This is a genomic window from Flavobacterium urumqiense (assembly GCF_900108015.1).
Classification (GTDB): domain Bacteria; phylum Bacteroidota; class Bacteroidia; order Flavobacteriales; family Flavobacteriaceae; genus Flavobacterium; species Flavobacterium urumqiense.
On record NZ_FNVP01000001.1, the window covers coordinates 66574 to 88221 of the forward strand.

General features: G+C 32.9%; 22 protein-coding genes. 12 read left to right on the forward strand and 10 right to left on the reverse strand.

Annotated features, from left to right (window positions below; translation table 11 throughout):
- Positions 1-119: 119 nt before the first annotated feature.
- Positions 120-2822, reverse strand: coding sequence for a carboxypeptidase regulatory-like domain-containing protein (locus C4S35_RS00290; protein WP_103998261.1), 2703 nt, complete (start codon positions 2820-2822; stop codon positions 120-122).
- A 59-nt stretch (positions 2823-2881) separates the two neighbouring features.
- Positions 2882-3772 (reverse strand): GLPGLI family protein, encoded by an 891-nt coding sequence (locus C4S35_RS00295; RefSeq protein ID WP_103998262.1) that lies wholly within the window; start codon positions 3770-3772, stop codon positions 2882-2884.
- Between the two features lie 117 nt (positions 3773-3889).
- Here C4S35_RS00295 and C4S35_RS00300 point away from each other — a divergent pair, with 117 nt between their 5' ends.
- Positions 3890-4681 carry a hypothetical protein gene (locus C4S35_RS00300; protein ID WP_103998263.1) on the forward strand — a complete coding sequence of 264 codons (792 nt, stop codon included), beginning with the start codon at positions 3890-3892 and terminating at the stop codon, positions 4679-4681.
- Positions 4681-5295 carry a deoxynucleoside kinase gene (locus C4S35_RS00305; RefSeq protein WP_103998264.1) on the forward strand — a complete coding sequence of 205 codons (615 nt, stop codon included), beginning with the start codon at positions 4681-4683 and terminating at the stop codon, positions 5293-5295. Before C4S35_RS00300 ends, C4S35_RS00305 begins: the two co-directional genes overlap by 1 nt.
- Before the next feature lie 166 nt (positions 5296-5461).
- Here the strand turns inward: C4S35_RS00305 and C4S35_RS00310 are convergent, their stop codons facing one another.
- Both C4S35_RS00310 and C4S35_RS00315 read right to left on the reverse strand, forming a co-directional pair.
- The gene (locus C4S35_RS00310; RefSeq protein WP_208618852.1) at positions 5462-5719 is read right to left on the reverse strand and encodes a hypothetical protein; all 258 of its coding nucleotides are present in this window, start codon (positions 5717-5719) and stop codon (positions 5462-5464) included.
- A 151-nt stretch (positions 5720-5870) separates the two neighbouring features.
- Positions 5871-6152, reverse strand: coding sequence for a DNA methyltransferase (locus tag C4S35_RS00315; RefSeq protein ID WP_208618853.1), 282 nt, complete (start codon positions 6150-6152; stop codon positions 5871-5873).
- A gap of 293 nt (positions 6153-6445) precedes the next feature.
- Here C4S35_RS00315 and C4S35_RS00320 point away from each other — a divergent pair, with 293 nt between their 5' ends.
- From C4S35_RS00320 to C4S35_RS00330, 3 genes are all read left to right on the forward strand, one after another.
- Complete coding sequence (locus C4S35_RS00320; protein ID WP_103998265.1) at positions 6446-6634, forward strand: XRE family transcriptional regulator; 189 nt, start codon at positions 6446-6448, stop codon at positions 6632-6634.
- Between the two features lie 64 nt (positions 6635-6698).
- A complete protein-coding gene (locus C4S35_RS00325; protein ID WP_103998266.1) occupies positions 6699-6995 on the forward strand; it encodes a type II toxin-antitoxin system HigB family toxin in 297 nt (98 codons plus the stop codon).
- A gap of 3 nt (positions 6996-6998) precedes the next feature.
- Positions 6999-7367 carry a helix-turn-helix domain-containing protein gene (locus tag C4S35_RS00330; protein WP_103998267.1) on the forward strand — a complete coding sequence of 123 codons (369 nt, stop codon included), beginning with the start codon at positions 6999-7001 and terminating at the stop codon, positions 7365-7367.
- 66 nt (positions 7368-7433) lie between these two features.
- Here the strand turns inward: C4S35_RS00330 and C4S35_RS00335 are convergent, their stop codons facing one another.
- From C4S35_RS00335 to C4S35_RS00355, 5 genes are all read right to left on the reverse strand, one after another.
- Positions 7434-9893: a sodium-translocating pyrophosphatase gene (locus tag C4S35_RS00335; protein WP_103998268.1), complete on the reverse strand. Its 2460-nt coding sequence runs from the start codon at positions 9891-9893 to the stop codon at positions 7434-7436.
- Positions 9894-10007: 114 nt separating this feature from the next.
- Positions 10008-10538 carry an inorganic diphosphatase gene (locus C4S35_RS00340; RefSeq protein WP_103998269.1) on the reverse strand — a complete coding sequence of 177 codons (531 nt, stop codon included), beginning with the start codon at positions 10536-10538 and terminating at the stop codon, positions 10008-10010.
- Between the two features lie 101 nt (positions 10539-10639).
- Positions 10640-11248: a DNA-3-methyladenine glycosylase family protein gene (locus tag C4S35_RS00345; protein WP_103998270.1), complete on the reverse strand. Its 609-nt coding sequence runs from the start codon at positions 11246-11248 to the stop codon at positions 10640-10642.
- Between the two features lie 133 nt (positions 11249-11381).
- Positions 11382-13868 (reverse strand): DUF5686 and carboxypeptidase-like regulatory domain-containing protein, encoded by a 2487-nt coding sequence (locus C4S35_RS00350; RefSeq protein ID WP_103998760.1) that lies wholly within the window; start codon positions 13866-13868, stop codon positions 11382-11384.
- 131 nt (positions 13869-13999) lie between these two features.
- The gene (locus tag C4S35_RS00355) at positions 14000-14980 is read right to left on the reverse strand and encodes a pyruvate dehydrogenase complex E1 component subunit beta (RefSeq protein WP_103998271.1); all 981 of its coding nucleotides are present in this window, start codon (positions 14978-14980) and stop codon (positions 14000-14002) included.
- 481 nt (positions 14981-15461) lie between these two features.
- Here C4S35_RS00355 and C4S35_RS00360 point away from each other — a divergent pair, with 481 nt between their 5' ends.
- The 4 genes from C4S35_RS00360 to C4S35_RS00375 all read left to right on the forward strand — a co-directional run bounded on the left by C4S35_RS00360 (position 15462) and on the right by C4S35_RS00375 (position 18906).
- Positions 15462-16208 (forward strand): electron transfer flavoprotein subunit beta/FixA family protein, encoded by a 747-nt coding sequence (locus C4S35_RS00360; protein ID WP_103998272.1) that lies wholly within the window; start codon positions 15462-15464, stop codon positions 16206-16208.
- A 91-nt stretch (positions 16209-16299) separates the two neighbouring features.
- Complete coding sequence (locus C4S35_RS00365; RefSeq protein ID WP_103998273.1) at positions 16300-17265, forward strand: electron transfer flavoprotein subunit alpha/FixB family protein; 966 nt, start codon at positions 16300-16302, stop codon at positions 17263-17265.
- Between the two features lie 129 nt (positions 17266-17394).
- Positions 17395-18024: a bifunctional nuclease family protein gene (locus C4S35_RS00370; RefSeq protein ID WP_103998274.1), complete on the forward strand. Its 630-nt coding sequence runs from the start codon at positions 17395-17397 to the stop codon at positions 18022-18024.
- Between the two features lie 57 nt (positions 18025-18081).
- Entirely contained in the window at positions 18082-18906 is an 825-nt protein-coding gene (locus tag C4S35_RS00375) for a thymidylate synthase (protein WP_103998275.1), read from the forward strand.
- Positions 18907-18975: 69 nt separating this feature from the next.
- On the opposite strand, the gene C4S35_RS00380 is transcribed toward C4S35_RS00375, so the two are convergent.
- Positions 18976-19272 (reverse strand): isoamylase early set domain-containing protein, encoded by a 297-nt coding sequence (locus tag C4S35_RS00380; protein WP_103998276.1) that lies wholly within the window; start codon positions 19270-19272, stop codon positions 18976-18978.
- Between the two features lie 236 nt (positions 19273-19508).
- On the opposite strand from C4S35_RS00380, the gene C4S35_RS00385 reads away from it, so the two are divergent.
- From C4S35_RS00385 to ubiE, 3 genes are all read left to right on the forward strand, one after another.
- Positions 19509-19841 carry a 2TM domain-containing protein gene (locus tag C4S35_RS00385; protein WP_103998277.1) on the forward strand — a complete coding sequence of 111 codons (333 nt, stop codon included), beginning with the start codon at positions 19509-19511 and terminating at the stop codon, positions 19839-19841.
- Positions 19842-19853: 12 nt separating this feature from the next.
- Positions 19854-20336, forward strand: a complete 483-nt coding sequence (locus C4S35_RS00390; RefSeq protein ID WP_103998278.1) for a dihydrofolate reductase — start codon at positions 19854-19856, stop codon at positions 20334-20336.
- Between the two features lie 568 nt (positions 20337-20904).
- Positions 20905-21636, forward strand: a complete 732-nt coding sequence (gene ubiE / locus C4S35_RS00400; RefSeq protein WP_103998279.1) for a bifunctional demethylmenaquinone methyltransferase/2-methoxy-6-polyprenyl-1,4-benzoquinol methylase UbiE — start codon at positions 20905-20907, stop codon at positions 21634-21636.
- Positions 21637-21648 lie beyond the last annotated feature (12 nt).

Sequence of the window (21648 nt, forward strand, 5' to 3'; positions counted from 1 at the left end):
CTTTCCTGAAAAAGATTCCTTTTTTCTTATAAAAAAAGAGCGACCAACGGAAGCTCCTTTATTTATTTAGAAAAATAATCTTTTTCAGGAAAGATTGCAATGCACAGCGGGATTAGCTCCTATAAATTATACTTTAAAGAAAAAATTACATAGCGCGGTTGTACCGTATATTGAGATGTTCTGGTGGAGAATTGAGAGAAACTATCATCATTTAATGAGGTTGTATTCAATAAATTGGTTCCACTGACTTTGTATTCCAGCTTACTTCCTTTCTTTTGATAAATCAAACTTGCGCTCAAGAAATCATATTTATTATTGACTGTTTTAGCGTTGTTGTAATAATGGTACAACTCATATTCAGTTACGAATGAAAAACTTGTCAGGAAGAAATAATCTAATCTGGCAAAGGGTTTCTCTGTGTAAAAAGTAGAATTGTTGTAATCATTTTTGACCAAATTATATCCAAGTTCCAAATTGGGCCTATTTTTATAATTCGTTGCGGCTTTCACCGTATAACTTTGTGTAAAACTTTCATTTGTTGACAAAATATTGTTTTGAATGTTGTTGAATTTTGACCAATTCAAATTGGCGCCCAAAGAGGCTTTGTAATTCTTCAAGAAAGAACGCCCATACGAACCATTTCCTGAAAGGGTTTCATCGGCAAAATCAGAATTGAAAGGCGATGACGTTTGATTTACTCCGTTGAATATTGCTCGTGTTTTTATTGCGTCAACTCTTTTAGAATAGCTGGCAAAAGCAGTAATATTTTCGAAATTAAACATGTTGTATTTAAAGTAACGCAAAGAATGTACTTGCGCAGTTGCATTTCCTAAAAACCTATTTCCTTTTGTCAAGCTGTTGTAATTGGACAAAACATAACCTTCGGCCAATTGATTTATATCGGTAAAATTATTCGTGTACGAAAAATTATAAGTTAAATTTTCTGCTTTTTTAATTTGATAAATTGCTAAAAAGTCTGGCAATGCTTTGAAGAAACTTTGGATATTACTGGTTTCTAATTGCTCATTTGCCATAGTATAGGAATGCAGACTTATTCCTGGAGTAAACGTGAATTTACCGGTCAATATCTTGTAATGCATGCCCAAGAACGTATCGTTAAAATTATAATTTACATCATTAGTATTCGCCGCATTATCCAAGTTATTGACTGTTCCATTATCTAAAACTTGAAAAATACTGGAGTTAAAATTTTGATTTGAATATGTATTTCCTAATGTTACATTGATATTACTTTTGGGCGTAAGCATGTAATAATAATCCAACTTAGCGTCGAGTTTATTGGTTTTTACAAAACGATTTTGATTACTATCATTTCTGTTTTGACCAGACGTATAACCGGATAAGCTAAAAGGTTGCGATCTTAAATTAGCGTTGTAAAAAGGATCTTCTTCTTGGTGTAAATGTTGCATTTCGAAAGCAAAAATATTTTTATCGCTTTGCGTATAATACAAGCTCAGGTTTTGATTGACTGAAATAGGTTCTTGTTTCTTTACCGTGTTGATGTTTTCCGTATTGGAATTATTGCTGACAATAGATTCTCTTAACAGTGAATTATCCTCGTCTTGTTTGGACAATTTAGCCAATATATCGTAGTCAAATTGAAACTTTGCGCTAGGCTTATAACTGGAACTTAATTTGAATAATCCCAAGTTACTTTTTTGATGAGCTACTTCCTGACGGTTTTCTGTTGATTGAATTTGGGAGGAATTAGGCTGTAAAATATTCGTTTGCGACTTGGTTTCTAAATCTGTTAAGGAAGAAGAAATAATTCCAAAACCACTTAAACTCCAAGCTTTATTCACATTATAAGAGAAATTTGTAGCTCCAAATTGGGTTTCAATATCTTTAGCGCGATTATTCCTTACAAGTGAAATTCCTAAATCATTCGAAGAAACATTAAAACTCGATCCTCCTTTTTGCATCATGCCTCTAAAACCTCCCGTAAATTTAAAATAATCCTGAACAGTCAATGGAAGTTCACCTATGTTATTAAAGTTTGAGATTAAATTTATGCTGTATTTTGGACTGTAATAAAACAATTTTGGGTTGATTAAATAGCGGCTTTCTTCATGCGCTACTCCTATTCCTGCGGTCATATCTCCAAACCAGAAATTTTTCTTTCCTGATTTTAGTTTAATATTCATAGCCACATTATCCTGATTGTTCTCCACTCCTTTTAGTATCGAATTCTCGTTGTAGTTGCGTAAAACTTGAATTTTATCGATGGCATCCGCAGGAATGTTTTTGACACCCAGCTTTGTATCTCCATCAAAAAAATCTTTCCCTTCCACCATTAGTTTGGTGACTTTTTTACCTTCAACCTCAACTTCACCATCAGCATTTACCTCAACGCCTGGCAATTTTTTCAATAAGTCTTCCAGTTTACGTTCCGTCCCGGACTTGAAAGAATCGCCATTGAAAACTATTGTATCTCCTTTTATAGACACTGGCATTTCACGAACGATTTCTACACCGTCCAATTCAATTCCGCCCTCTTCAAGAGCAATATTTTTACTGCTATTTTCATTAGTTGTTACAATTGCAAGCTCTTTATTTTGCATTCCCAAATAGCTTACTTTTAAGACATACGAAGTATTTGGTTTTAAATTAAGAATAAATTTCCCCTTATCATTTGTAATGGCGTAGGAATCCATCGTTTTTGTAACTTGATTCACAGCCATCACATTGGCCATTTCCAGACCAACAGTTTTGGAATCAGTTATGAGACCTTCTAATTTTATGGATTGTGAGAAAGAAATTGTTGTAATAAAAAATAAGGCTAGTACTATTGATTTTTTCATTTAAGAATAAGGAATGAAATCTTTGTAATTAATTTTAAAACTGAAATAGTGATTTTAAACTACCCGCCAATTCTCATGTGCATTCCGCCATTACCTCCACGCCCTTGGTTCATTTCTCTAAATTCTTCAATTTTTTTAATTACCGTTTCATCAAATTCCTTTTGAGAAATCACTTTTCCGTTTGTTGGTGCTTTTATATCTGCTTTTACTTTTGAGTTCAAAACTACTTTTGAGCAGAGAATAACTGTTTTACCATCATTTACTTCTAATATCAAACCAGGTAAACCCCAATAGTTTTCTGGGCCCTGATTCACTGGGATTTCTGGAGTATACCAAGCTGTAATTATAACTTCTTTAGGCATATCCATCTCATCCATGAAGCTCGTTTTCTTAGCAGCATCAGCAGGTTTTACTGTTGCAGTTTCTTCTTTTTTTGGTCTTAAATTTCTAAAATCTGTTTTACTTGCATGGCGTACCGCGGTCGCTTTGAAACAATTATACCCACCTATAACTCTGGTTTCAGATTCCATCTTCCATTTCAAATTAGGTAATGAATCTTTTACTAAAAATTCTTTTCCCATAAAATCTTTATCAACAGTGTACGATTTATCTTTTACATTTTTGTAAAAAGTTCCACCGCCTCCTGTCATAGAAGCCAACATTCGCATCCCACCACTTCCTTGACCTGGAGCTTCTAATTTTTCTTCTTCTTTATATATAGATGCTGATTTATCAAAGTTAAGAATGAATGTTTTTTCAAACATTTTTTTCATTCTTTCCTCTATTATTTTCTGCATATCTGGCGTCATATCTTTGTTTCCTTGCATTCGCGTCTTAAAATCAGATGTACTTGTTTTTGATTCATAAATCGCCATACCTTGAAATTCTTGCGCATAAAGCCCCAGAGATGAAGCTATCGCAAATACTAAAACGAAGATTATTTTATACATGATTATTAATTTTTTTATTGATAAGACTATGAGTTCCTGTTTATGTTACAATTAGACTATTAAATTAACAGTTAGACTTTTATAATTGTATACGGTTTAATCGTAATTTAGCATTCTATGAAAAAAGGTATAATTCTGTTTTTTATCACATTCTTTTCTGTTGCTTATGGACAAAACCAAAAACTGACTGCTACAAAAATTGCCTTCACTTCATTGGATTGCGATCATTTTTTGGAATATGATCAATTTGGTTTCTATTACTACATTAAAAATAATGTTTTATTTAAAACCAAAGAAAAAGAGTCCTTTGAGTACAAAAATATTTCTTTAGGCAAAATCACAAAAATTGATTTGCTAAATCCCCTTACTATTGTTTTATTTTACGAGAACTTCAATACCGTTATTTTGCTGGATAATCAATTGAATGAAATTCAAAAGATTAACTTTTCTGAGAATGAAATTCCGATAATGGCTGGTGCAATCGGGTTAGCTTCGCAAAATCAGTTATGGATTTATAATAATCTAACGCAACAAATTGGTCTTTTTGATTTTTTAAAAAAAGAACATAAGACGGTCTCCATCTCTTTTGTAAAAAATATAAAAAAGTATCAAACTGATTTCAATACCTTCTATTGGATTGACGAGGAAAATAATTGGTACACTTGTGATCTGTTTGGAAAAATAATCTTAAAAGAAAAAATACCTCCTTTTGATTCTATAGAAATAATAAACGAAAATAAATACCTCTATAACAAGGACAATATTCTGATTTATAACGATACAAAAAAAGATTTAAAATTTGAAATTGAAATTCCAGAAAAAACGTTTAAAAAATTCAGTTACAAAGACCAAATTTTATCTATTTTTACATCAAAGGGAATTACAAATTATAAAATCACAATACCGTAATGCACATAGCAGTAGCAGGAAACATTGGCTCAGGAAAAACAACTTTGACGCGTTTATTATCAAAACATTTCAAATGGGAACCTCATTTTGAAGACGTAGTAGACAACCCTTACCTGGATGATTTTTACCATCAAATGGAACGTTGGTCATTTAATTTACAGATTTATTTCTTAAACAGTCGTTTTCGTCAAGTGATGCAAATTCGCGAAAGCGGTAAAAAAATTATTCAGGACAGAACTATTTACGAAGATGCTCATATTTTTGCACCTAATCTCTATTCGATGGGTTTGATGACGAATCGTGATTTTCAGAATTATACTTCTCTTTTCGAATTAATGGAATCTACGGTTAAAGCTCCCGATTTGTTGATTTATTTAAGAAGTTCAATTCCTAATTTAGTGGGGCAGATTCACAAACGAGGACGTGAATATGAAAACTCGATTTCTATAGATTATTTAAGTCGTCTAAACGAACGTTATGAAGCATGGATTCATACTTATAGCAAAGGAAAATTATTAATTATTGATGTCGACAACATTAATTTTGTTGATAACCCCGAAGATTTGGGAAACATTATTAATAGAATTGACGCCGAGTTACATGGCTTGTTTTAAAATAAAAATAATACATCCAATTAAAAATGCCTCATGTAAGTGAGGCATTTTTTGGTTATTTTTAAATCTCTAAAACATCTTTTAATGATTTTTTGAAGTCATCTACATCTGCTTAATCAAACTTATTGCTTTCTCTAAATTATAAGCGCCATCAATAGCATTTTTGTCAAAAATCATCATATAACCTCACATAAGATTTGCCCAACCTCAACGTAGAAGCACTATCCGAATTATCTCTTTCTAAACCTTTGGTTTCTACAACTATACCTATACGTGTTTTTGTAATTAAAACAAAATCCGGATAATGATTCGATTTATAACCATTCAAAGCAAAACCCTTACCTCTTCCCAAATTACGGTGCCAAAAAGCAATGTTTTCAAAACTGGAAATTTCTAAAATAAATTGTTGTTCCAATCCATTCATATCACCATTGTTTAGTTCTTCCGTCTAAAATAGTTCCTACTTGAAATACGATATCATAATTTAATCCTGATCTGTCCGCTATACTTACATCGTTTAAATTTCTTACCTGATAAGAATCGCGAGACTCAAAATATTCATCCTTATACACATATTATTTAACTGTTTTTTCTGGTAATACTAAATTATTAAGTTTAAAATTATTTTTGTTTTTTGCATCGGAATAAATATATTCTTGACTTATTGATACATATTTTGGATCGTTTTGACTTTCAGTAGCTTTTTTCCAAATGAAATTTGCAACAAAATTACCTCCACCAAAAATCTCATTCATCATCAATTTCAAATTGGCTTGTTCATTGTCATCAATCGAAATAAAAATAGCTCCATCTTTATCCAATAATTTATGAAGTAATTTTAGTCTTGGATACATCATACACAGCTATTTGTCGTGTCTTGTTAAATCTTCACTTTCTTTGCCCACAAATTTCCCTAACCATTTTTTAATATTAGGCGAATTCACATTGTCATTATACACTCAACTTTCATTTCCTGTATTGTATGGCGGGTCTGTGTAAATTCAAATTACTTAGCCTAAATATATAATTTTAGGATAAAACTCTGAATAATAAAATCGATTATTTTCTTTTTGATGGTTTTATTTGTTTTATGCAAACACAGCTAGACAACATAAATTAAACCCTAACCCAAAGAATCTATATTCTTTTTATGGAAAAATATAAAGGGAATAAACTTCAGTTTACAAAAAAAGTAGGTTGTGATGAAAAAACAATCCGCTTAATTTTTGATAAAAATCAAGGTATGACAATGAATTTATTTTTTAAAATTGCTTGTGCTCTTAAAATAGAACCTTATGAGTTACTCAAAGATTTAAAAATCACTAAAAAAAAATTTTAAAGTATAAATCATTATTTTTCCCAAATAGGGAATTTTAGAGTATCTTTGGCAGAGAAAATAACGTATGAGAATAATTGCTAAAAGAACCTTACAAAATTTTTGGGAGCAAAATCCAAACTCAAAACAGCAATTATTGTCTTGGTATCAGGTCATTGACAAAAATACATTTAAGAATTCGAATGCTATAAAATCAATTTTCGGCTCAGCTGATTTTATTGGAAATAATAAAGTTGTATTTAATATTTGTGGTAACCATTATCGATTAATCGTAAAAATTAATTATGTAACACAAATTGTCTATATTTTATTTATGGGAACTCATCCTGAATATGACAACTTGAAAGACATTAAAAACTTATAAAAAATGGAAATCAATCCTATAAAAACAGAAAAAGATTATGATTTAGCTTTAGAAAGAATAAACATTCTTTTTGATGCTAAACCAAATACAAAAGAAGGGGATGAATTAGATATCCTAGTCACTCTTGTAGAAAAATATGAACAAATACACTATCCTATTCCTGAGCCAGACCCCATTGAAGCGATTAAGTTCATGATGCAACAAAACGGACTTACAGATGCTGATTTAGGAGTCATTTTAAATAGTCGTTCTAGAGTAACTGAAATTTTTAAACGTAGAAGAGCTCTAACTATTAAACAAATTAGAGTTTTAACAGAAACACTTTATATTCCAGCTTCAACTTTAATACAAGAATATGCATTAGAACAATAATTTTATAATTTCAAACAAAAATGCCCCGCAATTGCGAGGCATTTTTAACTTATAATAATTAGCTGATTATTTCAAAGAATCAATCTTAGTTTGAACTTCTTCATCTGTTCCTTCAAAATTTTGAAAAGTAACTTTTCCGTTAATATTTGTTTGAATAGTAGCTTTTACTTTTCCATCAACATTTGTTTTTTCGATCGTAACTTCTTTTGAAACCATTTCAGTTGCTGCTCCGGAAGCATTCATAAATTTACACGTTTTACTGGTACATCCTTTAGCAAGACACTCTTCTTTAGACATTGAAGTACACATTTCAGAAACAGCACAACAAGAAGCTTTATTAGCCAATGTATGACTGCCGCTACCTAAAATTGGTGCAATTACCAACCCAATCAAACACGTCAATTTTATCAAAATATTCATCGATGGCCCAGAAGTATCTTTGAACGGATCTCCAACAGTATCACCCGTTACGGCCGCTTTGTGAGCATCAGAACCTTTATAGGTCATTTCTCCATTTATCAGAACTCCTGCTTCAAAAGATTTCTTGGCGTTGTCCCAAGCACCTCCTGCATTGTTTTGGAAAACAGCCCAAAGTACTCCAGAAACAGTAACTCCTGCCATATAGCCTCCTAACATTTCTGCAATTAATTGGTTATTATCCGCGTACACTAATTTACCAAGCAAAACAATCGCAATAGGAAAACCAATAGTCAAAATTCCCGGCAACATCATTTCACGTAAAGCTGCTTTGGTAGAAATATCAACACATTTTGCATATTCCGGTTTTCCGGTTCCTTCCATAATTCCTGGAATCTCTTTGAACTGGCGGCGTACTTCATAAACCATGTCCATGGCTGCTTTTCCAACAGAATTCATCGCTAAAGCCGAGAAAACAACGGGTATCATTCCACCAACGAAAAGCATCGCTAGAACTGGTGCTTTGAAAATATTTATTCCGTCAATTCCTGTAAAGGTTACATATGCAGCGAATAAAGCAAGTGAAGTTAATGCCGCTGAAGCAATAGCAAAACCTTTTCCTGTTGCAGCAGTTGTATTTCCGACTGAATCCAAAATATCGGTTCTGGTACGTACTTCTTTTGGTAATTCACTCATCTCCGCAATTCCACCAGCATTATCAGATATTGGTCCGAAAGCATCGATTGCTAATTGCATCGCAGTTGTCGCCATCATTGCCGAAGCCGCTAATGCCACACCATAAAATCCTGCAAAGGCATACGATGTCCAAATTGCTGCAGCAAATAATAAAACTGTTGGAAAGGTGGAAATCATTCCAGTTGCTAAACCCGCAATTACGTTAGTTCCTGCGCCAGTACTTGATTTTTGAACAATCGCCATAACCGGTTTTGTTCCTAATCCCGTGTAGTATTCCGTAACTGATGAAATGACTGCCCCAACGGTTAATCCAACAAGAGTCGCATAAAAAACTCTCATCGACGAAATATCTTGAATTCCTTCTCCGAAGAAATTCATTTTCATCGTTTCAGGCAACATATATTTTACTAAAAAGTAACACGCTACAGCAGTTAATATAATAGAAACCCAGTTTCCAATATTTAACGCTTTTTGAACCTGCGCTTCTTTTGCATTTTCATCAGTAATTTTTACTAACATCATTCCGATGATAGAAAATAAAATTCCGAAACCAGCAATTGCCATTGGTAATAATATAGGTCCAATTCCACCGAAAACATCTTTGATATTCCCACCCATATCTTTAATCACATAATTTCCAAGAACCATGGCGGCCAAAACTGTCGCTACATAAGAACCAAATAAATCAGCTCCCATTCCGGCAACATCGCCCACATTATCTCCTACGTTATCTGCAATAGTAGCTGGATTACGAGGATCATCTTCTGGAATTCCTGCTTCAACTTTACCTACTAAATCAGCACCAACATCGGCAGCTTTTGTATAAATGCCACCTCCAACACGAGCAAACAATGCAATTGATTCCGCTCCAAGAGAAAATCCAGCTAATGTTTCCAACACTTTGGTCATATCTTCTGATGAAGTCCAAACGCCACCCATAAAGTAATTATAGAAGAAAATAAAGAAACTTGTCAAACCCAATACGGCTAAACCGGCAACGCCCAATCCCATAACTGTTCCGCCACCAAACGAAACTTTCAATGCTTGAGGTAAACTTGTGCGGGCTGCTTGCGTAGTCCTAACATTAGTTTTCGTTGCTATTTTCATCCCCATATTCCCGGCGAAAGCAGAGAAAAATGCTCCAAAAATAAAAGCAACAACTATTAATATATTGGTAGTGTGAAATAAATAAGACATTCCAGCAAGAACAACACTTGCACCCACTACGAAGAACGCCAACAATCTGTATTCAGCATTAAGGAAAGCTAGTGCCCCTTCATAAATATAATCTGAAATCTCTTTCATTTTACCGTCTCCGGCATCTTGTTTTAAAACCCATTTTCTTTTACCGAGCATAAATGCCAACCCAATAAATGCCATAACTATTGGCAAGTAAATCATTATTGTATTCATAATTTTGGTTTAGTTTTTGGTTATTTTTAATAATGTAACGAAACGAATTTAAACAAAAAAAACAATACTCTTAACGGAGTATTGCTTTTTTTTTGCGAAAATTATGTGAGAAAATTATTTAATGCTAAATAATCCTTCTGGTTTGTTTTCAATATCATCAAAACGTTTTGTACATTCTTTGATAATGGCATACGCTTCATTCACATCACCCCAACCACCTACATCTACTGTTTTGTTTTCAAGATCTTTATATACTTGAAAGAAATGTTCGATTTCTTTTAATAAATGCGGATTCATATCAGACAAATCTTTTAATGAATTCCATATTGGATCAGAAACTGGTACACAAATTACTTTTTCGTCTGGTCCTTTATCGTCTGCCATATGAAAAACACCGATTGGTTTTACTTCCATTACGCATCCAGGAAAAGTTGGTTCATTTACTAATACTAGAACATCCAAAGGATCTCCGTCTAAAGCTAATGTTTCAGGAATAAATCCGTAATCAGCAGGATACATCATGGATGAAAAAAGCATTCTGTCAAAACGCATTCTTTTTATTTCGAAATCATATTCGTATTTATTTCTACTTCCTCTTGGTATTTCGATTAGAACATCGAAAGTTGTTAATTTGTCTGCAGTCATTTTATTTTTTTCTTTTCTATAATTATGGGTGCAAAAATAAGTAAACTATACGTTTTTACAATGAAAAATCCATGTTATCTCTGTAATAAATTTTCATAAAATTAATATTGGTATACTACAGTTCTGTTTCTTTTGTTCAAATAATAATGCCATAAAAGAAATGTGGCGAAAGAACGATATGGACTCCATTGCACAGCGTGAACTTCCATCGCGTTTTTTTCGTGAATATCTAGTAATTCTTTTATGGTATTTATTACGGCAATATCTCCAAGCGGAAGTAAATCTGGGGCTTGCAGACAAAACATCAAATAAATATCTATGGTCCAGTTTCCTATTCCTTTTATTTTAATGAGCTCTTGTCGTACTTGATCCGTTGTTTTGGATGGCAAGCTTTCTAAATCTATATCTTTGTTTAGTATTGCATTTGACAACGCTTTGATATAAGATGTTTTTTGACGGCTTACGCCAAGGGTTCTAAATTCTTCATCTGATAAACCAAGCAGAATACTGGGTTCAAAGATTTTTATCTTTTCTCTTAATTTTAAAAAAGTGGCTTTGGCGGAATCTATCGAGACTTGCTGTTCCAATATTAATAACACTAAAGTCTCAAAACCTTGTGGCCTTTTTGGAATTGTTGGAAGTCCGTATTTTTCTATTATGAGTTTGAAAATGGTATCTTTTTCAGAAAGATATTCGATTGCTTGTTGCATAATCTGATTTTTTTAGCCCAGATGGGAACGGCATCCTTTTTATCTCGTTTTCCAAATGAGATAAAAAGATACAGTGTACAGCTGGATTAGCTTCAAATAAAAATAGTAGGATTAAATCTGAAACAAGTTCTCATTAAAAATAGAATCCGAACGATCCCTTTACAGAAAAACGATTGGTATCGGGAGTATTCAAATAACTGCCTCTCCATGCGAAATCAATACGCAAAAATTTGAAAATATTCCCAATGCCTGCTTGGTATTCCCAATAGACTTTGTCAGGTGCACTATACGTTAACCCCGAAGCATTAATCCCTCTATTCGCATCTGATATAGTTCCATAAACTCCTTTTACTCCAATAATTTCTCTCCAATTGAGTTTTCTCATAAAAGGGATTCTGGAAAAAAATCTCCCCTGAAAATTATGATTCCACTGCAACGTAGTATATTGATCCGATATAAACTCATAATAATTGAGGTTGCTAAAGGTACTTTCGTTCGAAAAGAAGGTTTGATTCCCCGGAATAACACTCATCAATCCCAAAGGAATTGTACCGAAGGTTTTCCCAACTTCAAGAATTATATTTGAGCGGCCTAAAGGCCCTATGATTATAGGTTGTTTATAATACAATTGAATTTTTTCGTATTTAAAATCACTATTCATCAATCCTTTAAATCCATGACTGTAATTCACAGAAACCTCACTGTAAGGACTGTCTACGAGATCTCTTTCTACGGCAAACCCAATGGTTTTTCTTTGCGGTGTAAAACCTACCCGAAAATTAAATTCCGATTGTTTTACATCGCTTTTAGTTATTGTCTTGGCTGCATCTGTGTAGTAATCTAACCTAAATGTCGGCGAAGCAGATTCTAAAGTTCGATAAGAAAATCCCGCTTGAAAAGTTAAGTTTTTAACCGGTTCAATTTCTAAACCGAATGTACTTAAATTGATATTAGTCAGCTTACCATTATTCCCCGAAGCAAAAATCGTTGACGAAGCATTACTTCGACCCAAGACATCGGTTGAAGCGGTTAAACTCGAGCCTATTTGTTCCACATCACGCCTATTCCCTCCAGATAAAATAAGTCGATTTTTCTTATCGACCATCCACTTTCCTGAAAATCCGTACTTAAATTTATCATCCTTAAATCCATACGCAGTATAGCCTTGCAATCTCCATGTATCCGCTGTGCCAAAATAAGTTCTTGCTCCGGTCCGCAGTCGAAGACCTTCTACTTCATTGTATCCAAATGTCGAAAAAATAGGACCATAATCGATATGACCAAATTGGACATAACCACTGGCAAGCACCATTACTGAACTTGATATTTGTTTGAATTTTTTAACGCTCTTCAAAGTATCAAGCATTTTATAAACGCCTAACTCATCTTTGCTCAAATTTTCGAAACGGTTTTCTTGCCAAAATTCATCTGATTTATCGTAAACCGCTTTATCCATATAATTAACCTCATCCTTATAAAATGAAAGTGGTTTCTCTTTATTGAATTCATGGTTTCTATAGAAAGAGGTCCTCTTTCCGTACAATCCTTTTGATTTTTCTTTTTTGTTTAAAGCAAAATCAGACATCATGTAATCGCGGGTCAATAAAAAAACCGAATCATTTACAACATCAAATTCCTGCTCTAAATAAATATCTTTTACCCAGTTAATATTAGCGCTTTTTGTAACCGCCATGTTGATTTTTTTAATAGCAAATGTGGAATCATTTACATAAAAATCACCTTTGAAAGTAAGTTCATTTTTACGTCGAGGATAAAACACTATATGATAACACCATTTTTTATCAACAAACGAACTGTCTCTTAACACATAATTATAAACATCAATTCCGGTAGTAGACAATGGACTGGTAAAGCTTTTGTCAAAAAAAGTAAGGTGGTTTTCATAGATATTATAATCCGAATACAAATCTTTGACAAAAGTCAAAATTTGCTGATTGCCTTCAAAACCAGAAGTTTTACTAGCTTTCATTTTCTCTTTTACCTTTTTCAATTTAGTATCTCCATACACATCATACAAAGATTCATTGATGAAAATAGGCAAATAAGTTTTCCCGGTAATTCTGGAAGTATCTACTTGATCAAAAATAAATTCCATGCCTTTGAAAAGCTTACTTTTCATAAAAGCACTGTCAATAGTATTCATATCAAACTCAACCTTCTCATATTTTTCCATTTGGTATTGAGCAAATAAATTCAATCCATTTTTACGCTTGTGCTCCCAAATTTTTCTAAGGATATCAAGTGCCGGATTATTTTTCTTAGAAGTTTTTCCTGAAAAAATCACTACTTCTTTGAGACTTTCAGCTTCATTCAACTGAATTTTAAAATTATAATTTACCGGTTTATCCAAAGTAATCTCTTTTTCTGAAAATCCTACTGAAGACACTACAATTGTGGCATATGTTTTTTGGGATTCAATGTAAAAACGACCATCTTCATTAGTGACAATTCCTTCATTTGAATCTTTGAAAACGACATTCGCAAAAGGAATAGGCTGACCTGATTTGTCGATAACAATGCCACTCACTTTTGTTTGAGCAAAAATGTTATTCGCAAATGCGAATAAAAAAAGCAGACTGAATAATAAAATTTTTTTCATAGTTGTAAAAAAAAACTTCATCAAATATACAATTGATGAAGTTTCAAATATAGGTATTTAGGAATCTAGATTATCTGAAATTAAGTCCATTGACTGTTAAAATTCATTTAAAAATCAAATTCTTAAAAAATTTATTTTTTATACAATACTTTTTTTACCGCTTTTATAACATCACCAGAATTAGGCAGCCATTCTTTCAGTAAAACTGGAGAATAAGGTGCTGGCGTATCCGCCGTGGTGATTCGTTGAATAGGCGCATCCAGAAAATCAAAAGCACGTTCTTGAACTAAATAAGTAATCTCAGAAGAAACACTTGCAAATGGCCAAGCTTCCTCAAGAATTACCAATCTATTTGTTTTTCTTACTGAAGTCAAAATTGTTTCGAAATCCAAAGGACGAACCGTTCTTAAATCGATAATTTCACATGAAATCCCTTCTTTTGCCAATTCATCAGCAGCGATGAACGCTTCTTTAATAATTTTTCCAAAGGATACAATCGTAACATCAGTCCCAACACGTTTTACATCCGCAACACCAATTGGGATTGTATATTCACCATCCGGCACTTCCCCTTTATCACCATACATTTGTTCTGATTCCATAAAAATAACAGGATCATTATCACGAATAGCTGATTTCAAAAGTCCTTTTGCATCATAAACATTAGAAGGAACCACAACTTTAAGTCCCGGAGTATTTGCAAACCAGTTTTCTAAAGCTTGTGAGTGTGTTGCTCCTAATTGCCCTGCCGAAGCAGTTGGACCACGAAAAACGATAGGCACGTTAAATTGTCCACCTGTCATCTGACGCATTTTAGCAGCGTTATTTATAATTTGATCAATTCCCACTAAACAGAAATTGAAGGTCATATATTCTACAATTGGTCTACACCCATTCATTGCTGATCCTACCGCAATACCTGTGAATCCAAGTTCTGCGATTGGAGTATCAATAACTCTTTTTTCGCCAAATTCAGCAAGCATTCCTTTAGACGCTTTGTAAGCTCCATTATATTCAGCAACTTCTTCACCCATTAAGTATATGGACTCATCGCGACGCATTTCTTCACTCATCGCTTCGCAAATGGCCTCTCTAAATTGTATCGTTCTCATAGTTGTATCGTGTATGTGTGTAATTTTTAGAAAAGCAAAAATAAATATTTAAAACCACTTAAATGCATAAATTACTTTAAAATAATCAGGAGCTATTTCCGGCTAACCGCTATATCTTCTTGCAGTCTAGTTCTAAAAAACCAGACTGCAAGAAGGATGCCGCTTTTATCCGGGCTACGAAATCGATGTAATTACGAACTTTTTTTTCTTCATAAAATTTTCCACGTTTTAAAACAGAAAAGGAATGCTTTGATTTCTGATTTATTTATTTTCAAAAGAGCCATTATTATCCTGAATTCTAAAAAAAAACAACTACGCTAATTTTCAACAAAAGCTATCTTTCCTAGCGAAACAACCAAATCTGCCTAAATAATTTCCGAAATCGTAATAGTTATGAAAAAAATATTATGCATGCATAGTATTTATTCGAATTAAAATTTTAAATTTGTAAAAGAAATTAAGAATAATTAAATATATACTTATGAAAATATTAGTTTGCATCAGTCACGTTCCTGATACTACTTCAAAAATTAACTTTATCAATGGCGACTCAGAATTTGATACTAATGGAGTACAATTTGTGATTAACCCAAATGATGAATTTGGTTTAACACGAGCGATCTGGTTCCAAGAACAACAAGGAGCAACGGTTACAGTTGTCAATGTTGGAGGTCCGGAAACAGAACCAACTTTAAGAAAAGCATTAGCAATAGGCGCAAACGAAGCAATTCGTGTAAACGCAAATCCTACTGACGGATTTTATGTTGCCAAACAACTTGCTGAAGTAATCAAAAATGGAGGATACGATGTTATTATCGCTGGAAAAGAATCTTTGGATTATAATGGTGGAATGGTTCCTGGAATGATTGCTGGTATTTTAGGCTATAATTTCTTGAATTCTTGCACATCGCTAACGGTTGATGGTACTAATGTAAAAGCAGTTCGTGAAATTGATGGCGGAAAAGAAACTGTTGCTACTACTTTACCTTTAATTATTGGTGGACAAAAAGGATTAGTTGAAGAGAAAGATTTGCGTATTCCTAACATGAGAGGAATTATGACTGCTCGAACTAAAGCATTGACTATTCTTGAGCCTGTTGATGCTCCAACATCAACTAAAGCAATGAAATTTGAAAAACCAGCTCCAAGATCGGCGGTGAAATTAATTTCTGCGGACAATTTAGACGAATTAATCAATTTATTACACAACGAAGCGAAAGTAATCTAACTGTCATAAAGTAGAATGTCGAAAGTCAAAAGGACAGAAATTTCCCCTTATGACTTTAAACTTTAAAACTTTAGGACTAAAACAAAAAATTATGTCAATATTAATATATGCAGAATACGCTGAAGGAAAATTCAAAAAAGTAGCTTTCGAATTGGCTTCTTATGCTAAAAAAGTAGCAGAATCATTAGGAACAACTGTAACGGCAGTGACTGTAAATGCAGGAGATGTTTCGGAATTATCAAAATACGGAGTAGACAAAGTATTAAAAGTAAATAACGATAAATTATCAGGTTTTACTGCAAAAGCGTATGCTGATGTAATCAAACAAGCCGCTCAAAAAGAAAATATCAAATTAATTTTACTTTCCTCAACTACGGACAGTATTTACCTTTCCTCACTTGTTGCAGTAGCTTTAGAAGCTGGTTATGCTTCAAATGTTGTTGGTTTACCAGTTTCAACCTCTCCTTTTCAAGTAAAAAGAAATGCTTTTTCAAACAAAGCTTTTAATATTACTGAAATCGACACTGACGTAAAAGTTCTAGGACTTGCCAAAAACTCGTACGGAATTGTTGAAACTGCATCTACATTAACCGAAGAAGATTTCAACCCAACTATTGGAGACAATGATTTTGGTGTAAAAGTTGAATCAGTAGAGAAAGTTTCGGGAAAAGTATCCATCGCTGATGCTGACATAGTTGTATCTGCTGGTCGCGGATTAAAAGGACCTGAAAACTGGGCTATGATTGAAGAATTAGCTTCTGTACTTGGTGCTGCCACTGCTTGTTCAAAACCAGTTTCGGATTTAGGCTGGAGACCTCATGGAGAACACGTAGGACAAACTGGAAAACCGGTTGCCACAAATTTATATATTGCCATTGGAATATCTGGTGCAATTCAACACATTGCCGGAATCAACTCTTCTAAAGTAAAAGTAGTAATCAACAGTGACCCGGAAGCTCCTTTCTTCAAAGTTGCCGATTATGGAATAGTTGGCGATGCATTTGAAATTGTACCAAAATTAATTGAGAAATTCAAAGCATTCAAAGCACATAACTAGTCTCTTTAATAAATCATTTAAATTGCTATCTAAAAAATAAGATATTTGTATCTTTGCTTTTAGATAGCATTTTTTTTGCACCCTATTTATTATTAAAAAAGTACACGGTACTTTCCCATTACAAGAATTATGAGCTTAGTTAAATTATCCATAAAAGGAATTTCATATAGTCAAACTCAAAACGGAGCGTACGCTTTAATTTTGAATGAAGTTGATGGCGAAAGAAAATTACCGATTGTCATAGGTGCTTTTGAAGCACAATCTATTGCTATTGCTTTAGAAAAAGAAATAAAACCACCACGTCCTTTGACGCATGATTTATTCAAAAATTTTGCTGAACGTTTTGATATCACTGTAAAACAAGTCATAATCCATAAGCTAGTAGATGGTGTTTTTTATTCTAGTATCATTTGCGAAAGAGATAAAATTGAGGAGATCATAGATGCTCGTACTTCTGATGCCATTGCATTGGCACTGCGATTCAATGCTCCTATTTTCACGTACAAGAACATTCTGGACAAAGCTGGTATTTATTTAAAAGCAAACCCTTCTGACACTAATAAAGATTCCCAAGAAATAGATGATGTACTTTCTAATCCGGACACTTTTGGAAGAGAGGAAGAAAGCAATCAATCCGGCAATACCTATTCCAAGCATAGTTTACAGGAATTGAATGAATTACTCGACCAAGCGGTAACGCACGAAGATTACGAAAAAGCAGCAAAAATCAGAGATGAAATCTCAAAAAGAGAATCGTAGTTCATTTAATTAATTACTATCCGTTGATTAAACCATAATCGATTATCCCCCAGTAAAATGAAGCAATATTTAGATTTAGTGCAACACGTTATGGAAAACGGTTGTCAAAAAGGAGATCGAACAGGAACAGGAACAAAAAGTGTTTTTGGTTACCAAATGCGATTTGATTTAAGTGAAGGTTTCCCGATGGTTACTACAAAAAAACTACATCTTAAATCTATTATCTTCGAATTGCTTTGGTTCTTAAAAGGAGATACAAATATTAAGTACCTGCAAGAAAACGGAGTGAAAATATGGGATGCATGGGCTGATGCTAATGGGGATTTAGGGCCAGTTTACGGACATCAATGGCGCAACTGGAACAGTGAAGAAATAGATCAAATCACGGAACTAATTACAGAACTTAAGACCAATCCGAATAGCAGAAGAATGCTTGTTTCGGCCTGGAATCCTTCCGTACTTCCTGACACAACAAAATCATTTGACGAAAATGTAGCCAACAATAAAGCAGCTTTGCCTCCATGTCATGCTTTCTTTCAGTTTTATGTTTCTGATGGAAAATTATCCTGCCAATTATACCAACGAAGTGCCGATATTTTCTTGGGAGTTCCCTTTAATATTGCTTCCTATGCATTGCTGACTATGATGATTGCACAAGTTTGTGATCTGGAACTTGGAGAATTTATTCACACTTTTGGTGACGCACATATTTACAACAATCATTTTGAACAACTCGAATTACAATTGTCACGAGAGCCAAAATCATTACCGAAAATGATTTTGAATCCAGAAATAAAAAATATTTTCGAATTTGATTTTGAAGATTTTACTCTTGAAGGCTATGAGCCTCATCCAATTATAAAAGGAAGCGTTGCTGTTTAAATCAGACTGAATCCTTCTCCTTCAATTAAAAATAAAAAAATCCGCTTCATGGCGGATTTTCACATTTGATTAGATAGATAAAACACTATTTTCTGCCCCAGCAAAATCATTCCATTTGAAAGAATCTGCATCTGGTTCATTTATGAATTGACCATCTATAACATATTTAAACTCATAAGATGCATCTTTATTCAAGTCGAAAGTAGCTTTGAAAGTTCCGTTTTTTAATTTACTTAAAGCTCCTTCTGCTAAATTCCAACTATTAAAATCACCAACTACTGATGCTGATGCTGCTTGCTTTGCTTCTACCGAAAATGTAACTTTACATACCGGTTTTGTTTTTACAAATTGTTTCTTTATCGACATAACTATTTCATTTTTAGATTTATGAGACAAAGAAAACGAATTCAGTTGGACTTTCAAAAAACCATCTTACGATTTAATGAAATGAGTTAAAGAATGTTAATTTTTAAATAATTTGCCAATTTATTTAATTTAAATTTTGATATCCAAAACAAGAAAACGTTTTCTTGCTAAATTATAGACAACCAAAATATTACCTTTCCAAAATAAATTTTATCTTTATAAAATAAAAACGAATTATGGAAAAAGAACTACACGAACAATATGAATATGCTCGAAAAAGAATAAAACAAAAAAAAGGGCTTTATTTTCATTCTGTTTTATTCCTTTTAGGAAGTTTGTTTTTGTTTATTGCCCATAAATTTCTTAACATTGGTATAGAAACAAATTGGTGTATTTGGGTAATCACAGTATGGTTTTTCCTTTTTATTCTGCATTTTATAAAAGTATACATAACCGATCGTTTTATGAATAAAGATTGGGAAAGAGAACAAATAGACAGACTGGTTGCCTTACAGCAAAAAAAAATCACCCAGTTAGAATCGCAGATAAATGAAGAATCCGCTACATAAAATTTTAAAAAAATGATAGTAATGATTGCGGCTGTAGCCGAAAATAATGCACTTGGAAAAAATAATGAATTAGTTTGGCATCTTCCAAATGATTTTAAAAGATTTAAAACACTAACGTCTGGACACTATATAATAATGGGAAGAAAAACATTCGAAAGTTTTCCAAAACCTTTACCTAATAGAACCCATGTAGTTATATCCAGACAGAAAGATTACAAGCCAGAAGGTTGTGTGGTCGTTGACAGTATGGAAAAAGCAATAAAAATATGTCCTGAAAACGAAACCTCTTATATTATAGGCGGAGGAGAAATCTATTATTTGGGATTACCTTTTACGGATAAAATTGAAATTACACGAGTGCATGAATCTTTTGATGCAGATGCGTTTTTTCCGGAGATAAATCTTGAAGAATGGAAAAAGACAACTTCAGAATTCAATAAGAAAGATGAAAAGCATCTTTACGATTACAGTTACGACACTTATATAAGAAAATAAAAAACATCCCATTACGGGATGTTTTTTTTTACAATGATAAGAGAAATGACCTAATCTTGAAACAGTATTTGATAACATAAAATAAAAATTACAAATATTAAAAATACTCCAGAAATGAAGATTATAACATTTGATGTTTTTTGAGAATACATCTCAAAAAAGCCTTTAACACCAAATACCACGAAGGTACTAAAGACAAAGAAAACTAAAATTTCCAAAAACAAATTTAATCCTAAGAACGTATTTTGCGCTTTAAACATAGTACCATTTTGTAAAATCGTACTTTCAACACAGCTTACAAGAACAAATGAGATTGTTAGCGCAAGAAAAAACCACTTTGTTTGGGTCATTAAATCTCTCTTAATCATTGATTCAAGCATTTAAAACTAGAAAGTAAAATTCAACATTAAAAACCATCCTTGCAATACCCACTTTTAGTGATATTTCATTTTTTTTTAAATAATTATGAGACTCTTTTTCTAACCATTTTGAACAAAATCGAATTCAATTTTAGAAACCCATTTTTAGTTCGTTTCGTTTGTATTACATTTGTATAAATAAAAATAAAATGTCAAAAAACATTACACCATATAAAAATTCGACCCTAGGAAAAAAAGAGCAAGTTGCACAAATGTTTGATACCATATCCGGAAATTATGATAACCTTAATCGCGTCATTTCTTTTGGAATCGACATAAAGTGGCGTAAAAAAGTTTTACAAATAGTTGCCAAATCTAATCCTAAAACAATTTTGGATATTGCGACCGGAACCGGAGATCTGGCAATTTTAATGGCGCAGACAAATGCTGACACGATTATTGGCTTAGATATTTCCGGTGGAATGCTGGAAGTAGGTAAAAAAAAGATTGCCGCTAAAAATCTTTCTGGAACTATCGAAATGATTTTGGGGGATTCAGAAAACATGCCTTTTGAAGACAATTATTTTGATGCCATTACAGTTGCTTTTGGTGTAAGAAATTTTGAAACTTTAGAAAAAGGATTAGCTGAAATACTGAGAGTTTTAAAACCAAATGGTGTATTTGTAATTTTAGAAACTTCTGTACCAGAAAAAACACCTTACAAACAAGGGTATAATTTTTACAGCAAAAACATACTTCCTCTGATAGGTAAATTATTTTCAAAAGACAATGTGGCTTATGGCTATTTATCAGAATCCTCAGCTGCATTTCCTTACGGAGAAGTATTAAACAATATTTTGAGAAAAACTGGGTTTATAGATGTGATAGCAATGCCACAAACATTTGGCGTGGCTACCATTTACTCCGCTTCAAAAAAATAATACTGAAGATCA